The following is a 20,973-nucleotide window of genomic DNA, read 5'->3' on the forward strand; positions in this document are numbered from 1 at the left end:
ATACTTTATGTATGGAAAATAAACAGACCGGCACTGCTTGCTTACCGGCAGGTTTATTAAAAAAGGCCACCCTATGGGTGACCTTGAATTCTGGAGCAAAATGCAATCACACGCGCCGCAGCCATATTCGGCTCAACAATCTGCAGTTTCCCACTGTGACTATACATATCAATCATACCCTTACCCTGCCTTCTTCCGGACCGGAATCCAGACCTCGCAGATCGCTTCTTCCTGTGTGCCATCGGCCCAAAAATACTTCTCCAGGCAAGGTCCCTCTACCTGCTCGAAGCCGGACGAGGGAAACCATTCAGAGTAAATCCTTCTCCACACACCCTTAATCTCCGGGCCTTCGAAGACAGCATAGGTCTGAGTGGGAATATAAAGGGTGGTCAGTTCCCCAACAGCTTTTGCATCTTCCGGCAGCTCTATCCCCATCAGATACCGCCTGCTCCCGTCTTCCTTAAAGTCATAGTGATAGCCGAATAGCAGTGAGCCATGCAGTCTTCCCGCTGATTCGTTAATCCGGTCATGCGTACCGTCCTTCCAGATCCTCTCCACAAACGCCGGGACTTCGGTATAGGGCTCCTTATGGATAAGGACATCCTGCCCTATTACCGTAGCCGCCTGTTCCTCCACAATGCGGTAATTCATTTCGGTCTCTCCCTTAATCTGAATTTGAAAGGAGATTCGGGAGAACGACTTCAGCTTTACGTTCGGTTTCTTCGCCATTTGCGGCGTTACTCCATGCAGGCGCTGGAACGCTCTGGTGAATGCCTCCGGCGTCTCATAACCGTATTTAAGCGCGATATCGATGACCTTGCCATCCGAGCCGGCCAGCTCCTCAGCTGCGAGCGTCAGCCGCCTGTTGCGGACATATTCAGTCACAGTAAAGCCCGTCAGCGCGTGAAATACACGCTGGAAGTGATACTTTGATGTCTGGGCTGCTGCGGCAATATCCTCAACTTCAACAGCAGAGCCCAAATGATGTTCCACGTAATCAATCGCTTGCTGAAGCAGCCTGATCGTCTCCACAGCCTCTCCTCCTTTCAATTCCATTGTAGAAAAACCGCTCCACAGCTTCCTGACCGGAAATGCTTTAATCTGTCCAGCGTGATTGCCGAAGCGCCTTATTCCCCAGTCTCGTAGAGAGATGCGTCCAGCGCCTGGATATAAGGCGTCCATTCCCCTGGCGTGTAGAGCAGCAGCCGGTGCATCGCGCGTGTACATGCCGTATAAAAGAGCTTCCGCTCGCTCTCCCGGTAATAAGCCTGCGAAGAGGCGTCGTACATCAGCACAGCATCAAATTCAACGCCTTTTGCCAGATAGGCCGGAATAACCGCAATTCCCCTCTCAAACGTCAGCGTCTCCTTGGTGATGAGCCGCAGGCCTTCACAGCCCTCGGCTGCCAGCGCTTCATAAGCTTCACGGCTTTCAGCAGCCGTCTTTGTAATGACGGCCATAGAGTCAAAGCCGTCAGCCGCAAGCTTTGCCAGGTCCTCCTTCATCCGCTGCGCCCGTTTGCCGCTGCCGCCATCCTTCCAGAGCTGTGGCTTGCCGCCGCTCCGGTTGAACGGCACAATCTCTTCTCCGGGCAGCATTGCCTTGGTAAACTCCACGATTTCATGCGTGGAACGATAGCTCCGGACAAGACGGAACAGCTGTGTCTCCGCTTCACCGTACAGCGAAATTAAAGGCGAATCCGCTCTATGCAGATCCGTTGCCTGGGGAAAGATTGCCTGGCCAAAGTCTCCGAGCACGGTCATACGGGCGCGGGGAAACAGCTGCTTAAGGAACTGGTACTGGAACGGCGAATAATCCTGGCCTTCATCAATAAAAAGATGCCGCACCTCTGTGTTCATCCGTCTGCCTTCCAGAAGCTCTTTCAGATACAGAAATGGAGTTGCATCTTCATAGAAAAGCTCAAGCAATTCCAGCTTCCCTTTCGTTTGCCGGCAGATTTCTGTCCACTGGACAGGTACTTCTGTCTCGTTTGTCATTCTCCTGTAGGCAGTCTCGTCCCCGAACAGCTGTCCATATAGGCCAACTGCATCTATGAACATGAATTTTTTCATTTCCCGCTTCAGTGGCCTGAAGTGCTCCTTCACAATCATTCGGCGCAGCAGCTCTTCTTCCTGCAAGGAGAAATCATATACTTCCTCCTCCTTCAGGTCCTTCTTAAGCAAGGCATTGTAGGCTTCGGCGTACTGCTCGTTGTCTAGGTAATCCAGTTCATCCTGAACCCACGGCTCTTCATATTCCTTACGCTCCAGTACCGCCAGCTCACGCAGCAGCCATTCCTGCAGCAGTGCTACACGGTTCTCCAGACGGATGGCACGGTCGTAGCTGTAGAACTGCGTCTTCATCTGCTCAGCTGTAATCAGCTCGCGGTCCCGGAACCGGACAGCACGGAATAACATCCCCTCTTGTTCCAGCCACTGCGCGTATTGATGAAGGGCATGCAAAAATGCCTCTGAAGCCTTATATTTGATCCCCTTGATTCGGGCTTCGTATGCCGGTGATGTTTCTGCTGTCAGTATATATTCAATCTGCCCGAACGGGTCCTCCAACGTGAGTTCCGACCCCAGCCAATGCGCGAGATATTCCTGAAAGGTGGTCTGCTGCATATTCTCTTCACCGAGCTCGGGAAGCACCGTAGAGACATAGCTGTTAAACATCGGATTCGGCGAAAATAGAACGATCTGGTCGGCTTTGAGTGTATCCCGGTGCTTATACAGCAGATACGCTACGCGCTGCAGCGCCGCAGATGTCTTACCGCTGCCGGCTGCGCCTTGAACAATAATCATGCGGCTTTTATCATCGCGGATAATGGTATTCTGCTCCCGCTGAATGGTCCCCACAATGCTCTTCATCTGCGCATCGGCTCCCTTGCCCAGCACCTGCTGCAGCAAATCGTCGCCGATGGTTAAGCTGGTGTCGAACACATTCTGCAGCTGGCCGTCCCGGATTTGATACTGCCGCTTCAGCGCCATTGTCCCCTTGATGGTTCCTCCCGGCGTTTCATAAGATGCAGGACCCGGGGAATAGTCGTAGTACATACTCGCAATCGGTGTCCGCCAGTCATACACCAGGAAATTCACTCCATCAGTATCAATAAAGGAGTTTACACCGATATACACCTGCTCGCTGAAGCCCGTGCCGTCTTCCCGGAAATCGATGCGCCCGAAATAAGGCGACGGCAGCAGGCGTGTCATGCTTTTCCAGCGCTGCATCCGTACCCGGTGGCTCCGCTCCCGCTCCGACAGCAGCTTCTCCTGCTGCTTGATGCTGTAGAAGGTATCTGCGAAATCCTCATAAGAGCTCGTATTAACCGTAACTTCCTCCCAGAACCGCTTGCGGAACTCTGTCACCTGGTCACGCAGCCCGGCAACCTCCGGCTCCCACTCGGCAATTTGTGAACGCAGCTTTTCTGTAACGGAATCCAGCCGTTCCTGCTCCTGCCGCCAGCCCTTTTCGTCGATCATCTTCCGGCCACATCCTTCATTCAAATTTGATGAAAAAGAAAGTTTGACAAACAGCTTTTCCCCATGGTAAGATTAAAGTGTAAATAAGATGTAATACTTATGACTTTTTTTATAAAAAGTCAGTTGATCCTACTATAACACAGTGCTTCATTGTACGCAATCCATACCTCTAACCCGGCAGCTTCTGCCGGGTTTTCTTGTTTTGGTGAACAGTTTGATAGGTCCGTAACGCCTTACGCTTCCAATTCCGCACCTGCCTCACGATCAACCCGTTGAACCATGCTGCAAAATTTTTGCCGGGATCGTACGAATGCAGGCTGCGGAACAGTTCCACGTACACCTCGCTCACAATATCCGCTGCGTCCTGCTGGCTCGGCGCGAGATAACGGATCAGCCTGTACGCATGATCGCGCGTCGATTCATATACAGTGTGAAATGCATCTTCATCCCCCTGGCTCATCCGGATAAGCAGCGGGGTCCAATCTGTTTCCTTCATAGGGCCGGCCTCCAATCGGGTCTTACAACGGTATATTGGCTCTCAAGGCTCAGAAAGGTTCATTTTCCGGAAAAATAATAGTTCATACATAACAAAACCACGTCCGCATAACGAGTGCTGTGGGGACGTGGCTGTTTATTATCTTTTCATCCAAAATGTATTCAGAAAGGCAGTCCTGAACCCCGACTTCGCCATATTCCCGTGGCTGGCTGAGCCGAACACCACATCCGTATACACCGACTTCACGCCAAGTTCCGCTGCATCCGCCAGCCTGTGCTCAAGCAGAGCCAGCTGACATCCCCTTCCGCGGTAAGCTTCGAAGGTATAATCGTTGGCAATATACCCTTCCTCCCCGTTCAGAAACAGCGATCCCATAGCCGCAGGCTGGCCCTTGATCCGGATCATGTAATTCAGAAAATCCTTTCTATAGAAATATTCCTTCGACCTTGCGGCCATTTCCTTACTGATCTCCATCCCGCCGCCGGATTGTCCGATCCATGCTATAAATTCCTCTGCATTCTCTTTTGTAACCCGTTCTATCTGAAACTCCGAAGTTTTTACACGCTCCCCTTGAGGATGTACATACATAAAAACAAGCTGCTCTGCAGGATAGAATCCTTTGTCACACAACGCCAGGCTTACCTCCTCCGTCATATGGTCGGGGGTCATATCAAAACATGGAGCAGCACCGGGATAATAACCGAGCAGTTCATCCAGTTTCCCCAGATCCTCCGGCCCGAAGCCCTTAATCCGGTTGTAATATGGCGATGCAGGGTCAGTTGGGTCACAAAGTAGCACGCATTGGCCAAGCTGCAGCACCTCAAGCTGTCTTTCCACCGGAACCAGAGAACGGCTTGCGTTCAGCCTGGTAAGCAGAATCTCCATATTTTCAATTTTCTTCAAGTATTCCGTCGGTTTTGTCTTATTCACAGCATGTTGCTCCTTAGTCAAAATAATTGCATACGCGGCCTTAAGCCCCTTTGAAGTGATTGTTCTCCCTCTATTTTACATTAAGTCAGATATTCACATTCTAATTAATTTAATTTCATAATTATTCATTGACATTCTGTCCAACCGATTATATATTTAGTGACAATGAGAATCATTATCGTAGAGAACAAAAATATTTTATATTAAGGAAGGAACCTCCCATGCACACAAAAAGAAAGCTCTCCATGAAGTCATTATTAATTCCATTTGTGCTTATTCTGGCACTGGTTGGCTGCTCTAATAATGAAGCAAGTCCAGCACCTTCCGCAGCTCCGGCGGCAACCGAAGCAGCTAGCACCGAAGCACCGGCAGCAACTGAAGCACCGGCCTCTGATGCTGTCCAGTATCCGATCACAATCAAACATGCTTTTGGTGAAACTGTCATTGAAAGCAAGCCGGAACGGGTAGCCACCATCCAGTGGGCTAACCATGACGTTGTTCTTGCGCTGGGAGTTGTACCTGTAGGTTTCTCGGCAGCGAACTATGGCGTCCAGGATGACAGCGGACTGCTTCCTTGGACAGCCGAAAAGCTGAAGGAGCTTGGCGTAACCGAACCTAATGTGTACCAGGATACAGACGGACTTGATTTTGAAGCCATTTCTGATTCCAATCCGGATGTCATTCTTGCAGCCTACTCCGGTATTACTCAAGAAGACTATGATATTCTGAGTGAAATCGCTCCGGTTGTAGCTTATCCGACAACGCCTTGGCTGACTACATGGCGTGAGCAGGTTATGCTGAATGCAACAGGCATGGGCATGGAAGCCGAAGGCGAACAGCTCATTAAAGATACCGAAGCCCTTGTTAAAGAAAAGGCAGCCCAGCATCCTGAATTTCAAGGAAAAAAAGTCGTTTGGGTGAATTTCTCCGCTACGGATATGTCCAAACTGCATCTTTATACGCCTAACGATCCGCGCGGTGAGTTCCTGATTGAGCTTGGCCTGGAATACCCTGAGAGTGTGACCAGCCAGATCACTGATCCTACCAGCTATTCTATGACCCTCAGCGCAGAGAATGCCGATATGCTCAACGATGCTGACATTATCATAGGGTATGGCGGCCAAGACTTGTATGAAGCTGTGAAGGCGGACTCCCTGCTCGGAAAAATCCCGGCCATCCAAAGAGGCTCTGTAGTCTTCATTGGTGACGGCACTCCACTGGCAGCTGCCGGCAATCCAAATCCGCTGTCGATCGCTTATACGATCGATGAATATCTTGAATTAATCTCAGGAGCTGTTGATAAGCTCAATGAATAGTTCATCTCTTCCGAACAAACGGCCAAACCTGCTTATTCCGAAGCACTTTAAGCTGGTTCTGGTTGTTTGTTTTGTAATGCTGGTCCTAAGTGTTGTTGCCTCTCTGGTCTTTGGCTCCCGGGTTGTGAGATGGAATGAACTGCTGGACGGTTTATTTCACCCAGATGTAGACTCTTACGGAGCCAACGTGGTTCGCAAAAGAATTTCCCGGACCGTTTTCAGTTTATTCTGCGGTTCGGCACTCGGGGTATCCGGCGCGCTGATGCAGGCCGTCACCCGTAACCCGATTGCCGACCCGAGTATTCTGGGAGTGAATACAGGCGCTTCCCTGTTCGTGGTCTGCGGTATTGCTTTTCTCCACATCAGCACGGCAAATCAATATATATGGCTGGCATTAGCAGGAGCTGCAGTTACTGCAGTTTTTGTGTTCGGAATCGGCTCTATGGGGCGTGGCGGAGCCACGCCCATTAAGCTTGTTTTGGCCGGTGCCGCCACTACTGCCGCCCTGTCGTCGCTGGTTACAGCCATTATGATCCCCCGCTCCTATGTTATGGACCAGTTCCGGTTCTGGCAGGTGGGAAGCGTCGGATCTGCAACCTGGAGCGGTATTTCTACGTTTATTCCGTTCCTGATTGTTGGAATACTGATAGGCCTGCTTGCAGCGCCGGCCCTCAATGCCCTGGCACTGGGAGACGATGTGGCAACCGGACTTGGCGTGAAGACAGGAACCTTACGTCTTATTGCCGCTATTGCCGGCATACTGCTCTGTGGTGCAGCGACTGCACTGGCAGGGCCAATTGGCTTTGTAGGGCTGTTGGCCACTCATGCCATCCGCCTGATTCTTGGGCCTGATCTGCGGTTTTTGATCCCGATGTCAGCGGTATCGGGCGCGGTTATCCTTACATTGTCCGATGTAATCGGCAGACTCGCCGGCAGTCCCGGAGAACTTGAAGTCGGTGTAGTTACAGCATTTATCGGGGCTCCTATTCTGATCATACTAGCTATGAGATCGAAAGTGCGTTCATTATGAAGAGTACATCATCCCTTGACTTTATTATCGCGGGCAGACGTCTCAGACGCCGCCGCTGGTTGCTTGTCACCGGCCTTCTCACGGCCCTTGCCATCATTCTCTGCTGTGCCATGCTGTTATTAGGGAATACCATTTATCCTATAAAAGATGTGATCCGGGCCCTTTCGGGTGAGCAGATTAAAGGTGTGTCCTTTGCGGTCAGCACTATACGTCTGCCAAGAATGCTGGCAGGTTTGTTTGCCGGCTTTGCCTTTGGCGTCGCCGGTCATACCTTTCAGACCATGCTGCGTAACCCTTTGGCCAACCCGAACGTAATCGGGATTACCTCCGGCTCAAGTGCGGCGGCTGTTTTTTGCATAGTCGTGCTTCATACAAGCGGAGCTGTGGTGTCTATTGCTTCCGTAGTCGCCGGTCTTGCCACAGTAATATTGATCTATGTATTATCCAGAGGCAAAACCTTCTCGATCGGCCGGCTGATCCTGGTCGGGATTGGTATACAGGCTATGCTGGATGCGGTGATCTCCTATCTCCTGCTGGTCAGCGCAGAACAGGATGTTCCTTCAGCCATCCGCTGGCTGTCAGGCAGTCTTAACGGTTCGCAGCTGAAGGAGCTGCCGCCGCTTGTGATCACAGTGATTCTTTTTGCCCCTATCCTGATCATTCTGGGTAAGCATCTTAGTATATTGGAGCTTGGAGAACAATCCGCTTCTTCGCTCGGCGTGAGTACTGACAGAACAAGAATTATCCTTATTTTCAGTTCCGTAATCATGATTGCTATTGCTACCGCTACTACAGGGCCAATAGCCTTTGTCTCTTTCCTTGCGGGACCGATCGCAAAAAGACTCGTCGGAATCGGCTTTTCCAACATTATTCCAGCCGGCCTTGTAGGCATTAACCTGGTGCTCGCGTCTGATCTGATCGGGCAGTTTGCTTTTGCATACAGATTCCCTGTGGGTGTCATTACCGGATTGCTCGGTGCGCCGTACCTGATCTTTTTGCTGATCCGAATGAATCGAAAGGGAGAATTATGATGATGAAACCGACACATGTATTTCAAGCCGAGCAGCTCGTCGCTGGCTATGAGAACAAAACCATTCTCCACGGCATTGACCTGGTCATCCCCAGCAATAAAATCAGCGTAATTATCGGAGCGAACGGCTGCGGCAAATCTACGCTTCTGAAAGCACTGGCCAGGCTGATTAAGCCTTCATCGGGAGCCATTACCCTTGACGGAAAGCCGATCCATAAGATCCCTTCCAAACAGCTGGCCCGTGTCGTCGGGCTGCTGCCGCAATCTCCGATTGTTCCGGAAGGCATTTCGGTAGCGGATCTGGTGGGACGGGGAAGATTCCCGCATCAGTCCATGTTCACCGGCTGGACCAAAAAGGACTACGAGGCTGTTGACGAGGCCATGAGCATTATGGATATTACCGAATTCGCCAATTATGATATCGACGAGCTCTCCGGCGGCCAAAGGCAGCGTGTCTGGATCGCCATGGCGCTGGCCCAGCAGACGGATATCCTGTTCCTTGATGAGCCTACGACCTTTCTGGATATCACCTATCAGGTGGAAATTCTCGATCTGCTCACCGACCTGAACCGCAAGCTTGGAACCACCATCGTCATGGTGCTCCATGATATCAACCTGTCTGCGCGTTACGCCGACCATATCTTCGCCCTTCATAAAGGCAAGCTGATCGCTGAGGGTGCCCCTTCAGAGGTAGTAACCAGTACGATGGTAAAGGATATTTTCGGGCTGGATTGTGCAGTCATTGAGGACCCTGTCTCGGGTTCCCCTCTGGTAGTGCCGAAGGGAAGGTATTATGGAAGCGGTGTGAGCGGAAGTTAATTGAAGGATGCTCCCGACATGCAAGTTAGAGGCCATTCCAAAGTCATTAAATGACTGCTTGGAATGGCCTTTTCTGTATGATCAAATGATTGTTTAGGGATGCTGGACTTAAAATATGGTACAGTTTAACAGCGCACTTCCTGCGGATGAAAATTACCGTCGAGGAGATTAGTAAGGAACAGGAAGAGGGAACTACAGACGCTGATCCGTTAGATGCCCCTTTTCCTTTCTCACGCTAACGGACCCTGTGTCCGTTATTTGCCGAAAATCGCCCCGTTTCACCCGCTAATGGACCGTAGTTCCCTTATTCTGCAAAATGTTGAATAAATGACGCTCTTTCGGATGAAATAACGGATCTAGGGTCCGTTAGAATTTTAAAACACACCTCTGGCGCAAAATAACGGATCCTTAGTCCGTTAGCGTTAGCACTGCCAAGTAATCTATGGGTTTTGTTGCGCATTAGGCAATGGGTTCGAACCGGCAATCGTTAACGTGGCGTTGTATGAAATCAAATACATATAAATAAGGCTGCCGAGACTTTCTCGACAGCCTGAAGCCCATCATACGATGGGCTTCTTTACATATGTAATCAATGTCACGAAACCATTACCCCTGAAACTCCCGTTTCGCTTCCAGCTCGGCAAGGATCTCCTTGTCTTCCGCGTTATCCCGCGTCACCTTCTGAACGCCGATGGCGCTGTAGGAGATGAGCAGAATTACGGCGATGTAATACCCTTTTACATTTAACTGAAATGGAGCATTGTAGAGTCCAATGAAGAACATCGCATACCCGATGACCAGGCCGGCAACAGCCATACCGGTGAACGCCGGAGTGTTCCGCATGCGGTGTCTGGGATTCTCCAGGCGCATCTCTCTGTCTTCCGTATTGTCCCGGACCACCTTCTGCATAAGAATACAGCTGATTGTAATCAGCACCATACAGAGCAGGTAGTATCCCTTCACATTTAATTCCCAGTTGTCGTTATACACCCCCAGACAGAACAGGAAAAGACCTGCTGCAAGTGCAAAATAGGATACTAATGTAAAAGCTGTTGTGTTACGTTTGCGGTAAACCTGATTCATCTAACGAACCCTCTCCCCCGGCAGAAATGAATGGCTTTATTCCTTCTCCACTATACCGTGGAACTCCGGTGAAATTCTACCCTGATGAGGGGTATACTGGAAAATATTTTGCATACTCTTCTGTCCCGGACTACAGTGCCGGCAGCAATAATGTTCCACGGGAAACATCTGTGAGACCGCAAACATCCCCTGTCACGCCTTCTGTACACATAGGCAATGACAGGGGCTGTACCCTTGCATACTTTTATCTGAGCTTAGTTCGTAATCTTCACATCGCTAAATACAGCCTTATTCCGTGTATCCTCTCCCGGATTGCTGAGTGCCAGGCCGATATATACCTGGCGGTTCATCGGAATCTGAATACTGCCTACCGTCTGCCAGCGCTTGCCGTCTGATGAGATGGCACCGGTAAAGTTATTTCCTTTTCTGCTCAGCTTCAGCCATTTGGGAGCAGAGGCATCTGCAGTCTGGTCAACTGTGGTGCCTGCACTCTCTGTACGGTACTGGAAGGTTGCTCCATTCTCAGGAGTAAGCATCATGTCGGCATGCTTCGCACCGTGTTCCAGCGACTCCCGGATCATAACACCGGCCTTGGCCCAACCGTCCAGCCGCTCTGTTGTCCGCAGTTGAACCACAATTTCTGCATCGCCACTCACAGGCTTATACACGTAATTCAGCTGGTCCGCTCTCCCCCAAATATCAGAAGAGTTGCTGCTCAGCGTAAACTGCTTCTTTGAAGTATTGTAGGTGGTGTTCCCCGGCATGGAGCCGATGTTTCTTGCTTTCCAGCCTGTCGGCAGCTGCGCCGGATAGTCATGTTCACCCGGAGTTGACCAGTCCGGTGTCGGCCAGGTTGTGCGTTCATCAATCTTGGCCAGCTCAGATTCCGGCCAGGTGCCGTAAGCAAAGAACGACAGACGCTGGACATCCGGATAATTCTCGCGGATTTCCTGGTAAATTTCCTGATATTCATCATCGGTCCAGTCATTGTCCAGCGTCGGTACGATTTGTACCGGTTGCCCGCTGATCCGGTCACTTGTATCCTTCAGGATGCCGTACTCCGTGCTGTAGACCCAGTCGCTGTTGAAACCCCAATCGTCAAAATAGGCCATCGGTGCAACAAAATCGATATAATCCTTAAATTCGGCTACATTCTGCCCCACTTCTATAAATTCCGGAGGCAAAATATACACGCCAAGCTGCACATCCGGTTTTGAGGACTGGGAAATATCCTCACGGATATCGCCTACGTACTGTCCGATTTGCTCGGTTCTCCACTCATTCCACTGCTGCCGCTGCGGGGAATCTGCAGCGAAATTAATACTCAGCGGTGAATACCCGAACTCTGCCTGATATTTGGCCACCGTATAATCGCTTACGTCCATGTTGTAATCGTCAAAACGGATCCAGTCCAGCACCACGCCGTCGACATCATAGTTCTCAATAACTTCCTCAATGATAGAACGCTCATACTGCTGTACTTCATGGTGAATCGGATTGACGAAATACTCACTGCCGTTAGAGCCTGTAAACGGCGCCTGTACACCGTTCACCAGTGACTGCATCTGCCATTCCTCATGCTTCAGGAAGGCCTCCTGATCATGGAACTGGGGAATCCAGGCATGAACCTTGATGCCCGCAGCATGGGCTGCCGTAATTACCTCCTGCAGGGCATCGAAATTCTCGTATCCCTGCGCAATCGGGGCAATATCACTCTGGTAGAACACCCGGCCGGAGTGAACCTCATCATCTTCATCCTGCTTTACGTTCATGCTGATAACATCGACACCGTAGCGTTCGGACATGTCGATAAAATCCTGGACATCCGCGCTGTTCCTGAATTGGTTCACCGTTCTTACAATGACTTCTGTTTCAAAAGGGGGGTTATCACCCTCTGCGGCCTCAACCGGAGCGAAGATACCCGGTACCGAGGAAACCAAAACCAGACTAAGTGCAGTAATAAACGTACTTTTCAGCGCAAATGACATATTCTCGCCTCCATATAAATAGTGTTATTCATATTTCAAACTTGAATTACTTGGTTGCGTTGATCTTTTGGACATTCTCCTGCCATTTTTCGGTTTTGAACTGAATCAGTTTCTCCAGTCCGGCTTTTTCGGCGTTCTTTTTAGCGCCTTCCAGAGCCGACAGCACCTCTTCATCTGACTTCGCCTGCACCATCTGGGCAAATGCCAGGGTATGAATATCACCGATATTCTGGGCGATAATGCCGGCTTCCGTATCCGGAAGCGGGTCAGTATTTACGAATTCGGTAATATCCAGAGAGGTTTTCCAGGTCACTGTGGATTGCGCTATCGTCTCCCACGACTTCTGGTTCTCGGAGAGCGAAGCTTCGAGACTCATTTTGGCCGTATCGATAAAGGTCGTATTACCCGCCCAGTTAAAGTCCTCGAATTTCCGCATCGTTTCCGTACGCTCGTTGGCCGCGGTCGTCTTGTATTTCTCGTTCGGTACCGGTGCACCCTCCGCATCTTCCTCATCCCAGTACAGGCCTTTCGGACCGAAGAACAGCACCTTCTGCCCCTCAGGACCTGTAATCCAGTCAAAGTAAGCGAAGATAGCCTCCGGGTCCTTAGCCTTGGTCGTAATGACATTAACATTCCAGCCCAGTGTCTCAAAGCCGCTTACAAAAATTTTGTTCTTATCCAGTCCGGCCTTATGAACCGGCCAGATAATTTCGTATCCGCTATCCGGATTGTTCGCCGTCAGCGCCCGGTGCCCCTCGGCCCCGTACGTAGTAATGTTGGATTCGACCATGACTGCTACCCGTCCGGTATTGACCTTCTCCTTGACCGCATCCTGGGTTTGCTGCAGGGCATCCTGGGTGATCAGCCGTTCGCGGAACAGCTTATTGATATACAGCATCATCTCCTCAAAGGCAGGATCATCATAAATCGGGACCAGCTTGTCACCTTCCGGATATCCAAGAAGGGAAATGAATTTGCTGGTGGCATTCTCCCTGAACCCGCCGTACATAATCTCAAGCCCTGCCCCCTTCTCCCCGACCTCCAGAGGCACTACATCCGGATACTTTTCTTGCACCTGGAGCAGATATTGGTACAGATCATCGAAGGTCTCGAGCTGCGGTCTGCCGAGCGCGTTATAAATATCTTTGTTGACCATCCAGCCGCCGTTACCGAATTGCCCTGAGGTGTACCAGTTCGGGATCTGATAGATTTTGCCGTCCTCTGAGCGGAGCAGATTCAGGGTGGACTCCTTTACATATTTCTTAAAATTCGGATATTTCTCATAGTAATCATCGAGTGCGACAAGTCTTCCGGCCTGCACGAGCCGTTCCACCGTAGATCCCCGGTCTGTGAAGATGACATCCGGCAGATCACCGCTGACGATCATGGTGTTAAGCTTCTCTGCGGCTGCCCCCCCGGACTGGATCGGTTCAACGGTCACCTTCCGGTTCTCCTGAATCCATTTGGTGGCCTCATTCTCCCCCCATGGCGCTGTAGTCAGCCAGTCGTAGTTCCCATAGAAGCTGAAGGAAGCAGGCTTAATGCCGGTGCCGTCATCTGTAACTGCCGCGTTATTCGTGCCTGACCCTCCTGCATTCTCCGGGGCGTCCGAATTCCCGCCTCCGCTGCAGGCAGTGAGAAGAAGCAGCAGGGAGACCATAAGCGGTGATGCCCATTTCATAGGATTGCGCATTCTTTTCCCTTCTTTCTACACGGTATGGAGACTGCTATTCTTTCAATGAACCGATAAGTACGCCCTTAACAAAGTATTTTTGCAGAAAAGGGTACGTTAAAATAATCGGAATCGTAGCGATCATCATCGTAGCCATGGTCAGCGACTTTGTGGTAACCGTACGGTTCCGGTTCATATGATCCAGCGCGATGGCATTGGATGAACCGATCTCGGTCATAATGTTGGAGTTCATAATTTGCCGCAGGAGGGTCTGTATAGGAAGCAGATCGTCAGTCGTAATATAGATCGCTCCTGTAAACCAGTCATTCCAGTGGCCCACTGCTGTAAATAAAGCAATTGTAGCGAGCACAGGACCTGAGACAGGAAGGACAATCCGGAAGAAAATGCCGTAATTGCTGCAGCCGTCAATTTTGGCCGACTCCTCCAGACCGTCAGGCAGAGCCGAGAAAAACGTGCGGATGACAATCATGTTGTAGACGCTGATGATGCTGGGGATGACCAGCACCCAAAAGGTGTCCAGCATACCCAGAGAGCGGATCAGCATATAACTGGGGATGAGTCCTCCGCTGAAGAACATCGTGATCATGAAGAAAACCATATATTGCTTGCGGAACAGCAGGGTCTTTTTGGCCATCCCGTAGGCTAACAGAGCTGTGAAGAAAACGGACAGCGCCGTGCCGCTCAAGGTGCGGAGAATGGTAATGAAGAAGGAATTGAGCAGACGGTGATCCTGAAATACAATATAATAGTTCTCCAGCGTATACTCTCTCGGCCACAGGGTTACACCGCCGAGCGCCGTATCGCTCCCCTCGTTGAAGGAGATGACCAGCGCGTTCCAGAACGGATAGAGCATAATAACCGACATCAGTATCAAGAGGAGATAGATCGTCCGCTGCATCATTTTGTCGCCCAGGCTTAGTCTCATTTGTTTACCCCTCCTATGGTTGTAGGTCTACCAGAGACTGACATCGGCCCGGCGGGCGATCTTGTTGGCTGTCACCAGCAGAATTACACTGATTACCGCTTTGAACAGCCCTACCGCTGTCGCATAAGAGAATCTGGCATTAAGTATCCCAACACGGTACACATAGGTGTCGATAACATCGGAGTAAGGCCGCAGGATCGGATTGGTGGCCAGCAGCAAAATGTCCTCAAAGCCTGCGCTGAGCAAATTGCCGATAGCAAGAATCATAAAGATGATGATAACAGGAGAAATACTGGGGAGTGTAATTAAGTAAATTTGTTTGAACCGGCTTGCGCCGTCTATAGAAGCAGCCTCATACATGGCCGGGTCGACACCCGCAATCGCGGCAAGATAGACAATGCTTCCAAAGCCGATCTCCTTCCACACATTGACGCTGACCAGAATGGACCAGAAGTACTCAGGTATCGCCAGAAAGTTAACCGGCTCCTGGGAGAGGTTCAGCCGTTCCAGCAAGTAGTTCACTGTTCCGTTATCTACGGACAGCAGCGAGAACACGAGTCCGGATACAATGACCCAGGACAGGAAATACGGCAGGTAGCTGACCGTCTGGACAAACCGTTTGAAGGCCATATTCCCGACTTCGTTCAGCATCAGTGCCAGAAGAATCGGAGCAGGAAAGGTAATAACCAGCTTCAGCAGACTGATCACAATGGTATTTCGCATCACATTCCAGAATTCCGGTGCTTCAAAGAACATTCTGAAATTCATGAATCCTACCCAGGGACTTTCCATCATACCGTTAAAAATATCGTACTGCTGAAAGGCCATCACCACGCCATACATCGGAATATAGCTGAATACCGCCACAAAAATAATTCCCGGCCAAACCATGGATTGTAAATCCAACTGATTGGTCAATTTTTTCCATACACTTGGTTTAACGGCCGCCTTCATCCGCTTTTCCTCCTCTGGCGCCTTCTAGTGAAATAACGGCAGATACGATTTGTTCTTCTCAATCATTTCATCCAGCAGCTGCTCCGCTACAGTAACCGAAGGCACCAGCGGATGATGGACCATCGCCTGCAGAGCAATGTCCCGGTCTCCGTGTACCGCTGCCTCGACCGTCAGGCTCTCATATTGCTTGACCGCAGCCAGCAGGCCTTTGACAGACTCCGGAATTTTGCGCAGCGGAACCGGCAGCGGCCCCTGCTTGGTCACTATACAGTTCACTTCAATCGAAGCGTCGTCCGGCAGGAAGTCAATAATCCCGTTGTTACGTACATTCAGTGTCTGGATATCGCGGGAATCATTATAGATGGAGCGCATCAACAGCACTGCCGCCTCCGAGTAGTACGCTCCGCCGCGTTGCTCCAGCTGCTTCGGCTTCTCCTTCAGCTCCTCGTCCCGGTACAGCTCGAACAGTTCCTCTTCCACCTTCTTCACCACTTCAGCACGCGAGCCGGTTGTAGCCGCTGCTTCCTTCTGTTCCTGCAGCATGTCATCCGTCATGTAGTAATAGCTCAGGTAGTAGGAGGGTATCGCTTTTAATCCGCTGAGAAACCGGTGATCCCAGGAATCAAACGGCACATTGCTAGCCTTGTAGCTCTGGGGATAGTCAATAAGCTCCTGCAGCTTGCTCTTTCCGTCAATCACGACATCTGATACCCAGTGCAGATGGTTGATGCCGACGAACTCCGAGTAGATCTTCTGGGCAGGAAGTCCGAAGAAGCCGGAGAGCCATTTTTGAAAACCGATCGGAGAATTGCACAATCCCACGCTTTTGACTGCGGAATATTTGTGAACCGCTTCAGTCACCATGCCGGCCGGATTCGTAAAATTCAGCAGCCAGGCATCCGGCGCCAGCTCTTCAATATCCCTGCAGATATCGAGAATGACCGGGATGGTCCGCAGGCCCTTCATCATTCCTCCGGGACCTGTCGTCTCCTGCCCGATCACGTTGTACCGGAGCGGGATCAGCTCATCCCATTTCCGCGCTTCCAACATGCCTACCCGGATTTGCGTGCAGACAAAGTCTGCTCCGGCAATGGCCTCCCTGCGGTTAAGCGTCTCTGTGACGGTAATCGGCAGACCGGACTTCGCAACCATCCGCTTGCTCAGTTCGGCAATCGTGTGCAGTTTCTCCCTTCCCTCTTCAATATCTACCAGCCACACTTCGCGGACAGGCAGTTCTTTATGATGAAGAATAATACCTTCCATGAGCTCAGGTGTATATGATGACCCTGCACCCACGACAACCAGCTTCAATGTTTCCTCCATGACAGACCCTTCCTTCGTCTTTTTCATTTTGGTGAGGCTAATTAATAGCCTGTTTTGTTGTGTACATTTTCCATTGATAAACGGTCAAGGATTGCTTGATTAACCTGCATTCCGCTGCTCTCCATCGCCAGCACAACTGAGCCGACAACCGGCTCGCGGGTTAAAATGGTTAAAGTGCCATTTGGAGCCGACTGCTTCACTCTCTGCTCAATGGCATGCCGGATAATCCCGGAGCGGTCTCCCTTGGTCAGCAGACTGCCTGCAAGTACAATGTCAAAGGAGTCCTTCTCCATATTCAGCTGCCGGATCGTTGCCGCCGCAGCCAGCCCCAGCTCATCCCCCTGCTTAACCAGCAGGCCGGTGGCTACCTGATCCCCTTCCTCAGCCGCCTGGAACAGCAGCTCGGCAATATGAACCGGCAACTCCCGGTAATGGTCCAGGTAATCCGCTCTCAGCTCCGCAACATCATGGTAGCCCAGCAGCCGGGTCAAGCGCTCGGTCAGCACCGTCCTCTGCTCTCTTCCTTCATCCGCCCGGAGAACACTGCGGAAGACCTCCACACTCAAATCATAGCCGCCGCCAAAATCACCAAACCGGTAGCCGAACCCGCCGCACTGGTAAGCAGCCCCCTTCCGGTTCTTGCCTGCACAATTCACGCCTGAGCCGCAAATCAGCACGATTCCATAACTTTTCTCTGTGCCTGACCGCAGTGCATTCCAGGTATCGCAGGAAATCTCTGTCCGGGGAAGCGCGAGACGGCTGATCATGGGCCGTAAAATCTGGAAATCCGTCTCTCTGTCTGCCCCTGCCAGACCAAACCAGGAGTACTCCAGCTGATCTTTGGAAAGCCCTGATGATCTAAGCGCTTCCGATACCGCCTGCCCCAGGCTTTCTTCTGCCTGCTCACGGTTCTTCTGATGATTTCCGTTCCCTCCCCGGCCAGCACCGATGATTTTGCCCTGTTCATCCGCAATCACCGCGTACGTCTTGCTGCCTCCTGCATCCACTCCCAAGAAATACTTCACAGATCAATTCACTCCTACTATTCAGGTTAATTTTACAGCTGCGGTCGATTCACGCACGAGAAGCTGGGGAGCGAGCTTCGTTATCGCGGCCGGCACCACCTCCCCATTGATTAATTTCATCAGCAGATCCACCCCAATACTGCCCATTTGCGCTTCTGGCTGCCTGACTGTCGTCAACCGCGGGTAAAACTCACCTACAAACTGCTGGTCATCAAAGCCGACTACCGAAATATCATGGGGTACCCGGATTCCCTCTTCACGGAGCGCCTGAACTACACCGAGAGCAATAAAGTCATCTCCGCAAAAAAAGGCTGTCGGCAGCTTATCTTCACGCATCCATCTCTTGGCTACTTCGTAACCCCCGCTTACCGTAAACCCGCAGGAATCTGTGCCGAAAGGAGTTAAGCCTGCTTCATCCAGTGCCTGGATGTAACCCCGTTTGCGTTCTGCAACACTCAGGAACACCGAGGGGCCGCCGATATAGGCAATCTGGCTGTGCCCAAGACCAATTAAGTGCCTGGTTGCTTCATAGCCGCCCTGGTAGTTATCGATTACGACACTGGGAATATCCTCATGCTGAAACTGGTTATCCAGCAGCACAAAAGGAATATTCTTTCTTCTCAGTTCCTCTACATATTCCTGCTCTTCAATCGGGGACAACAGGATAATCCCGTCTACTCGGTCCTTCTGGAACAGGAAGTTAGCGCCGCCGTCCTCATGCTCGGCGATGGATAAAGCCAGAAAGTAGCCCTGTTCCGCCAGCTTCCGGTTCACTACGCGGATTACGCGGTCATAGAAGGAGTCGTTGAAGTTGGTGATTGACATTCCGATAATGCCGGTCTTGCCGCGCACCAGACTCCGGGCTGCGGAATTAGGCTGATAGTTCAGCTCCTCCATCGCCTGAAGCACCTTCCGCCTGTTCGATTCGCGGACCGACGGCGAATTGTTAAGCACTCTGGATACTGTTACTACTGAAAGCCCTGATTTTTTGGCTACATCATGGATGTTCATCTAAGTTCCTCCTACACGTCCATCACCCAAAAGTTTAAACGTTTTAACTTTTGGGGTAAATAAAAAGATCCTTACATATGATGATATATCTGCGCCACGACTAATAAAATGGACAAGACATGTTAGCTATGTCTCTAACAAACAAATGAAAAAACGCGCTTAAAGTTAAAAGGTTTTTACTTTGGTTTGATAGTACCATCAACCCCAATATCCGTCAATACAAAACCTTCCATCAAATTTAATATTCTGGAAACAAACTTATCAACCTCTATTACAATCCTCTTCCGGCCTCGTGCTGCCGAACCAGACAATGTTATGGCCAAGGATAATTTCATCCAGCCAACGCTCGTACCAGTCCAGAAAGCTCTCCTCATAGACAAAGAAAAAGGGATGATCCGGATGAAAATCCGACGTATACACGACCCTTCCCTTATGCTCTCCTTTCACTACAAGATACATTTCATATTCACAGCCTTGGGTACCTATGCACAGCATACCGCCCAGTACCTTATTGCGTACCTTATCGTACTCTTCATCAGAGATATCCTCATCCCCGATCATGGGCCCGAGCAGCCCGTTCCATTCCTCCGGGGCCATCCCGGGGTGAAGAACAGCTTTGGCATGAAGTGCCTCGGGCTCGGTAAAAGATGCCGCCTTTCCAAATGAATAGATTCCATAGTAAGGTCCTGCCCCCCCGTTGCCGATTTCCGTCAGGAACTGCATATACGGCTCAGGCAGCGTAATCTGATGGCGGGTCTGCCAATCCGCGAGCTCTTGGGCTGCAAGCTTTTCCTTAACTCTGTACTGATGAGACGATGCTCCAAACACGGAGAAGCCGGCGTCTTTCTGCTTAGCCTGAATCAGTTTGCTTTTGATCCGGTCCGGCTGTGTTTCTTTGTTGCTATTCGGCATAGTGATCCCTCCTGTGGTTATAGATTGCCTTCCTTGGTTTGCCTGTCCAGCAGCTTCAGCAGATGCGGAAAACGGTGCTCTCCATGCATCTTCTGTACGTTCTCAGCGGCAGCAGCCAGACTCATACCTGCAGCGGTGATGTAGAGGGGCTTGGCACTCTTCCCCCGGTAAATCTTTTGAACAGCAGAGCCGTTATGATGGAAGGGCGTTTTGGCAACGCCGATTACGGGGATGTTCTCCGAGAAGTGAGTGTACACATAATGCCCCAGTCCCGGCTTCTGCCCATCGTTCAAATACACATAGCCGTCTACCACAATAGTATGTATGCCTTTAATATCCGTAAGCTTCAACAGCTCCAGTATGCAGGGCAGCTCGCGTTTATAGAAGGCACCCGGTTCGTACTCCTGCGGGTTTTCCGTATAATTTATAATAATATCAAGCGGACGGGCATCTTCCCAGCGTTCAAAAATAACCCCTGCCGCTCTGGCTCTATGCTCCTCATAATACACATCGATGGCGATGATCATGAACAGGTTGAACCTCCTTCTCAAGAGTGCATTCTGCGCACAGAGTGTTGGGAAACCCAGCCTTTTAAGGGTCTTGGGTTTCTTTGCTGTGTTTCCATGTCTGCGGATGCTGCATCCGTTATAGGCCTCGTCCTCTTTCGAGCGCTAACGGACACTGCGTCCGTTATTTTGCCGAAAATCGCCCCGTTGTCATCGCTAACGGACTGCAGTTCCTTTATTCCGCTAAATGATGGGAAAATAAAGCCCTTTCGGATGAAATAACGGATCTAGGGTCCGTTAGAATTCCAAAACACACCTCTAGCGTAAAATAACGGATCTGGGGTCCGTTAGCATTAGCCTTTCCAAGTCATTAATAGGTTCTGCGCACGTGATTTGATGAGTTGGGGCCAGCAATTATTAACGCGATGTCGTGTGAGATCAAAATTAGCA

The 20,973-nt window shown here is 50.7% G+C and carries 18 protein-coding genes and 1 pseudogene; 4 read left to right on the forward strand and 15 right to left on the reverse strand.

Annotated features, from left to right (window positions below; all coding sequences use genetic code 11):
- Positions 1 to 180: 180 nt before the first annotated feature.
- From C2I18_RS11545 to C2I18_RS11560, 4 genes are all read right to left on the reverse strand, one after another.
- Positions 181 to 1,056: an AraC family transcriptional regulator gene (locus C2I18_RS11545; protein ID WP_249901322.1), complete on the reverse strand. Its 876-nt coding sequence runs from the start codon at positions 1,054 to 1,056 to the stop codon at positions 181 to 183.
- A gap of 71 nt (positions 1,057 to 1,127) precedes the next feature.
- Positions 1,128 to 3,482, reverse strand: coding sequence for an RNA polymerase recycling motor HelD (helD, locus tag C2I18_RS11550; protein WP_249902088.1), 2,355 nt, complete (start codon positions 3,480 to 3,482; stop codon positions 1,128 to 1,130).
- Between the two features lie 169 nt (positions 3,483 to 3,651).
- Complete coding sequence (locus tag C2I18_RS11555) at positions 3,652 to 3,978, reverse strand: sigma-70 family RNA polymerase sigma factor (protein WP_249901323.1); 327 nt, start codon at positions 3,976 to 3,978, stop codon at positions 3,652 to 3,654.
- Between the two features lie 138 nt (positions 3,979 to 4,116).
- Positions 4,117 to 4,908 (reverse strand): GNAT family N-acetyltransferase, encoded by a 792-nt coding sequence (locus C2I18_RS11560; protein ID WP_249901324.1) that lies wholly within the window; start codon positions 4,906 to 4,908, stop codon positions 4,117 to 4,119.
- Between the two features lie 221 nt (positions 4,909 to 5,129).
- Between C2I18_RS11560 and C2I18_RS11565 the strand changes: the two genes are divergently transcribed.
- From C2I18_RS11565 to C2I18_RS11580, 4 genes are read left to right on the forward strand one after another with little or no spacing between them, the layout of a single operon-like run.
- Positions 5,130 to 6,224 carry an iron-siderophore ABC transporter substrate-binding protein gene (locus C2I18_RS11565; protein WP_249901325.1) on the forward strand — a complete coding sequence of 365 codons (1,095 nt, stop codon included), beginning with the start codon at positions 5,130 to 5,132 and terminating at the stop codon, positions 6,222 to 6,224.
- Positions 6,217 to 7,254 carry a FecCD family ABC transporter permease gene (locus tag C2I18_RS11570; protein ID WP_249901326.1) on the forward strand — a complete coding sequence of 346 codons (1,038 nt, stop codon included), beginning with the start codon at positions 6,217 to 6,219 and terminating at the stop codon, positions 7,252 to 7,254. Before C2I18_RS11565 ends, C2I18_RS11570 begins: the two co-directional genes overlap by 8 nt.
- Positions 7,251 to 8,285: a FecCD family ABC transporter permease gene (locus C2I18_RS11575; protein ID WP_249901327.1), complete on the forward strand. Its 1,035-nt coding sequence runs from the start codon at positions 7,251 to 7,253 to the stop codon at positions 8,283 to 8,285. Before C2I18_RS11570 ends, C2I18_RS11575 begins: the two co-directional genes overlap by 4 nt.
- Before the next feature lie 2 nt (positions 8,286 to 8,287).
- Positions 8,288 to 9,103, forward strand: coding sequence for an ABC transporter ATP-binding protein (locus C2I18_RS11580; protein WP_249902089.1), 816 nt, complete (start codon positions 8,288 to 8,290; stop codon positions 9,101 to 9,103).
- Positions 9,104 to 9,709: 606 nt separating this feature from the next.
- Here C2I18_RS11580 and C2I18_RS29815 read toward each other — a convergent pair.
- From C2I18_RS29815 to C2I18_RS11630, 11 genes and pseudogenes are all read right to left on the reverse strand, one after another.
- Positions 9,710 to 9,973 carry a YiaA/YiaB family inner membrane protein gene (locus C2I18_RS29815; RefSeq protein ID WP_481857936.1) on the reverse strand — a complete coding sequence of 88 codons (264 nt, stop codon included), beginning with the start codon at positions 9,971 to 9,973 and terminating at the stop codon, positions 9,710 to 9,712.
- A gap of 78 nt (positions 9,974 to 10,051) precedes the next feature.
- Positions 10,052 to 10,186, reverse strand: a pseudogene (locus C2I18_RS29820) (YiaA/YiaB family inner membrane protein); the annotation flags it as partial.
- Positions 10,187 to 10,440: 254 nt separating this feature from the next.
- Positions 10,441 to 12,174, reverse strand: a complete 1,734-nt coding sequence (locus tag C2I18_RS11590; RefSeq protein ID WP_249901329.1) for a family 10 glycosylhydrolase — start codon at positions 12,172 to 12,174, stop codon at positions 10,441 to 10,443.
- A gap of 46 nt (positions 12,175 to 12,220) precedes the next feature.
- Positions 12,221 to 13,855, reverse strand: coding sequence for an extracellular solute-binding protein (locus C2I18_RS11595; protein WP_249901330.1), 1,635 nt, complete (start codon positions 13,853 to 13,855; stop codon positions 12,221 to 12,223).
- A 46-nt stretch (positions 13,856 to 13,901) separates the two neighbouring features.
- The gene (locus C2I18_RS11600) at positions 13,902 to 14,792 is read right to left on the reverse strand and encodes a carbohydrate ABC transporter permease (protein ID WP_249901331.1); all 891 of its coding nucleotides are present in this window, start codon (positions 14,790 to 14,792) and stop codon (positions 13,902 to 13,904) included.
- A 27-nt stretch (positions 14,793 to 14,819) separates the two neighbouring features.
- Complete coding sequence (locus C2I18_RS11605) at positions 14,820 to 15,746, reverse strand: ABC transporter permease (protein WP_249901332.1); 927 nt, start codon at positions 15,744 to 15,746, stop codon at positions 14,820 to 14,822.
- Between the two features lie 24 nt (positions 15,747 to 15,770).
- Complete coding sequence (locus tag C2I18_RS11610; protein WP_249901333.1) at positions 15,771 to 17,069, reverse strand: 6-phospho-beta-glucosidase; 1,299 nt, start codon at positions 17,067 to 17,069, stop codon at positions 15,771 to 15,773.
- A gap of 41 nt (positions 17,070 to 17,110) precedes the next feature.
- On the reverse strand, positions 17,111 to 18,094 hold the full coding sequence (locus C2I18_RS11615; protein WP_249901334.1) for an N-acetylglucosamine kinase: 984 nt from the start codon (positions 18,092 to 18,094) through the stop codon (positions 17,111 to 17,113).
- A 21-nt stretch (positions 18,095 to 18,115) separates the two neighbouring features.
- Positions 18,116 to 19,105: a LacI family DNA-binding transcriptional regulator gene (locus C2I18_RS11620; protein WP_249901335.1), complete on the reverse strand. Its 990-nt coding sequence runs from the start codon at positions 19,103 to 19,105 to the stop codon at positions 18,116 to 18,118.
- Positions 19,106 to 19,366: 261 nt separating this feature from the next.
- Positions 19,367 to 20,017, reverse strand: a complete 651-nt coding sequence (locus C2I18_RS11625; protein WP_249901336.1) for an SMI1/KNR4 family protein — start codon at positions 20,015 to 20,017, stop codon at positions 19,367 to 19,369.
- 17 nt (positions 20,018 to 20,034) lie between these two features.
- Entirely contained in the window at positions 20,035 to 20,544 is a 510-nt protein-coding gene (locus C2I18_RS11630) for an endonuclease V (RefSeq protein ID WP_249901337.1), read from the reverse strand.
- Positions 20,545 to 20,973: the final 429 nt, after the last annotated feature.

Source organism: Paenibacillus sp. PK3_47 (assembly GCF_023520895.1).
Taxonomy (GTDB): domain Bacteria; phylum Bacillota; class Bacilli; order Paenibacillales; family Paenibacillaceae; genus Paenibacillus_AQ.

Coding starts and splice junctions, on each gene's coding strand:
- C2I18_RS11565 (WP_249901325.1), top strand. CDS start 5,130: ATGCACACAAAAAGAAAGCTCTCCATGAAGTCATTATTAATTCCATTT.
- C2I18_RS11600 (WP_249901331.1), bottom strand. CDS start 14,792: ATGAGACTAAGCCTGGGCGACAAAATGATGCAGCGGACGATCTATCTC.
- C2I18_RS11545 (WP_249901322.1), bottom strand. CDS start 1,056: ATGGAATTGAAAGGAGGAGAGGCTGTGGAGACGATCAGGCTGCTTCAG.
- C2I18_RS11595 (WP_249901330.1), bottom strand. CDS start 13,855: ATGAAATGGGCATCACCGCTTATGGTCTCCCTGCTGCTTCTTCTCACT.
- C2I18_RS11605 (WP_249901332.1), bottom strand. CDS start 15,746: ATGAAGGCGGCCGTTAAACCAAGTGTATGGAAAAAATTGACCAATCAG.
- C2I18_RS11625 (WP_249901336.1), bottom strand. CDS start 20,017: ATGCCGAATAGCAACAAAGAAACACAGCCGGACCGGATCAAAAGCAAA.
- C2I18_RS11590 (WP_249901329.1), bottom strand. CDS start 12,174: ATGTCATTTGCGCTGAAAAGTACGTTTATTACTGCACTTAGTCTGGTT.
- C2I18_RS11610 (WP_249901333.1), bottom strand. CDS start 17,069: ATGGAGGAAACATTGAAGCTGGTTGTCGTGGGTGCAGGGTCATCATAT.
- C2I18_RS11555 (WP_249901323.1), bottom strand. CDS start 3,978: ATGAAGGAAACAGATTGGACCCCGCTGCTTATCCGGATGAGCCAGGGG.
- C2I18_RS11575 (WP_249901327.1), top strand. CDS start 7,251: ATGAAGAGTACATCATCCCTTGACTTTATTATCGCGGGCAGACGTCTC.
- C2I18_RS29815 (WP_481857936.1), bottom strand. CDS start 9,973: ATGCGCCTGGAGAATCCCAGACACCGCATGCGGAACACTCCGGCGTTC.
- C2I18_RS11620 (WP_249901335.1), bottom strand. CDS start 19,105: ATGAACATCCATGATGTAGCCAAAAAATCAGGGCTTTCAGTAGTAACA.
- C2I18_RS11570 (WP_249901326.1), top strand. CDS start 6,217: ATGAATAGTTCATCTCTTCCGAACAAACGGCCAAACCTGCTTATTCCG.
- C2I18_RS11630 (WP_249901337.1), bottom strand. CDS start 20,544: ATGATCATCGCCATCGATGTGTATTATGAGGAGCATAGAGCCAGAGCG.
- C2I18_RS11580 (WP_249902089.1), top strand. CDS start 8,288: ATGAAACCGACACATGTATTTCAAGCCGAGCAGCTCGTCGCTGGCTAT.
- helD (WP_249902088.1), bottom strand. CDS start 3,482: ATGATCGACGAAAAGGGCTGGCGGCAGGAGCAGGAACGGCTGGATTCC.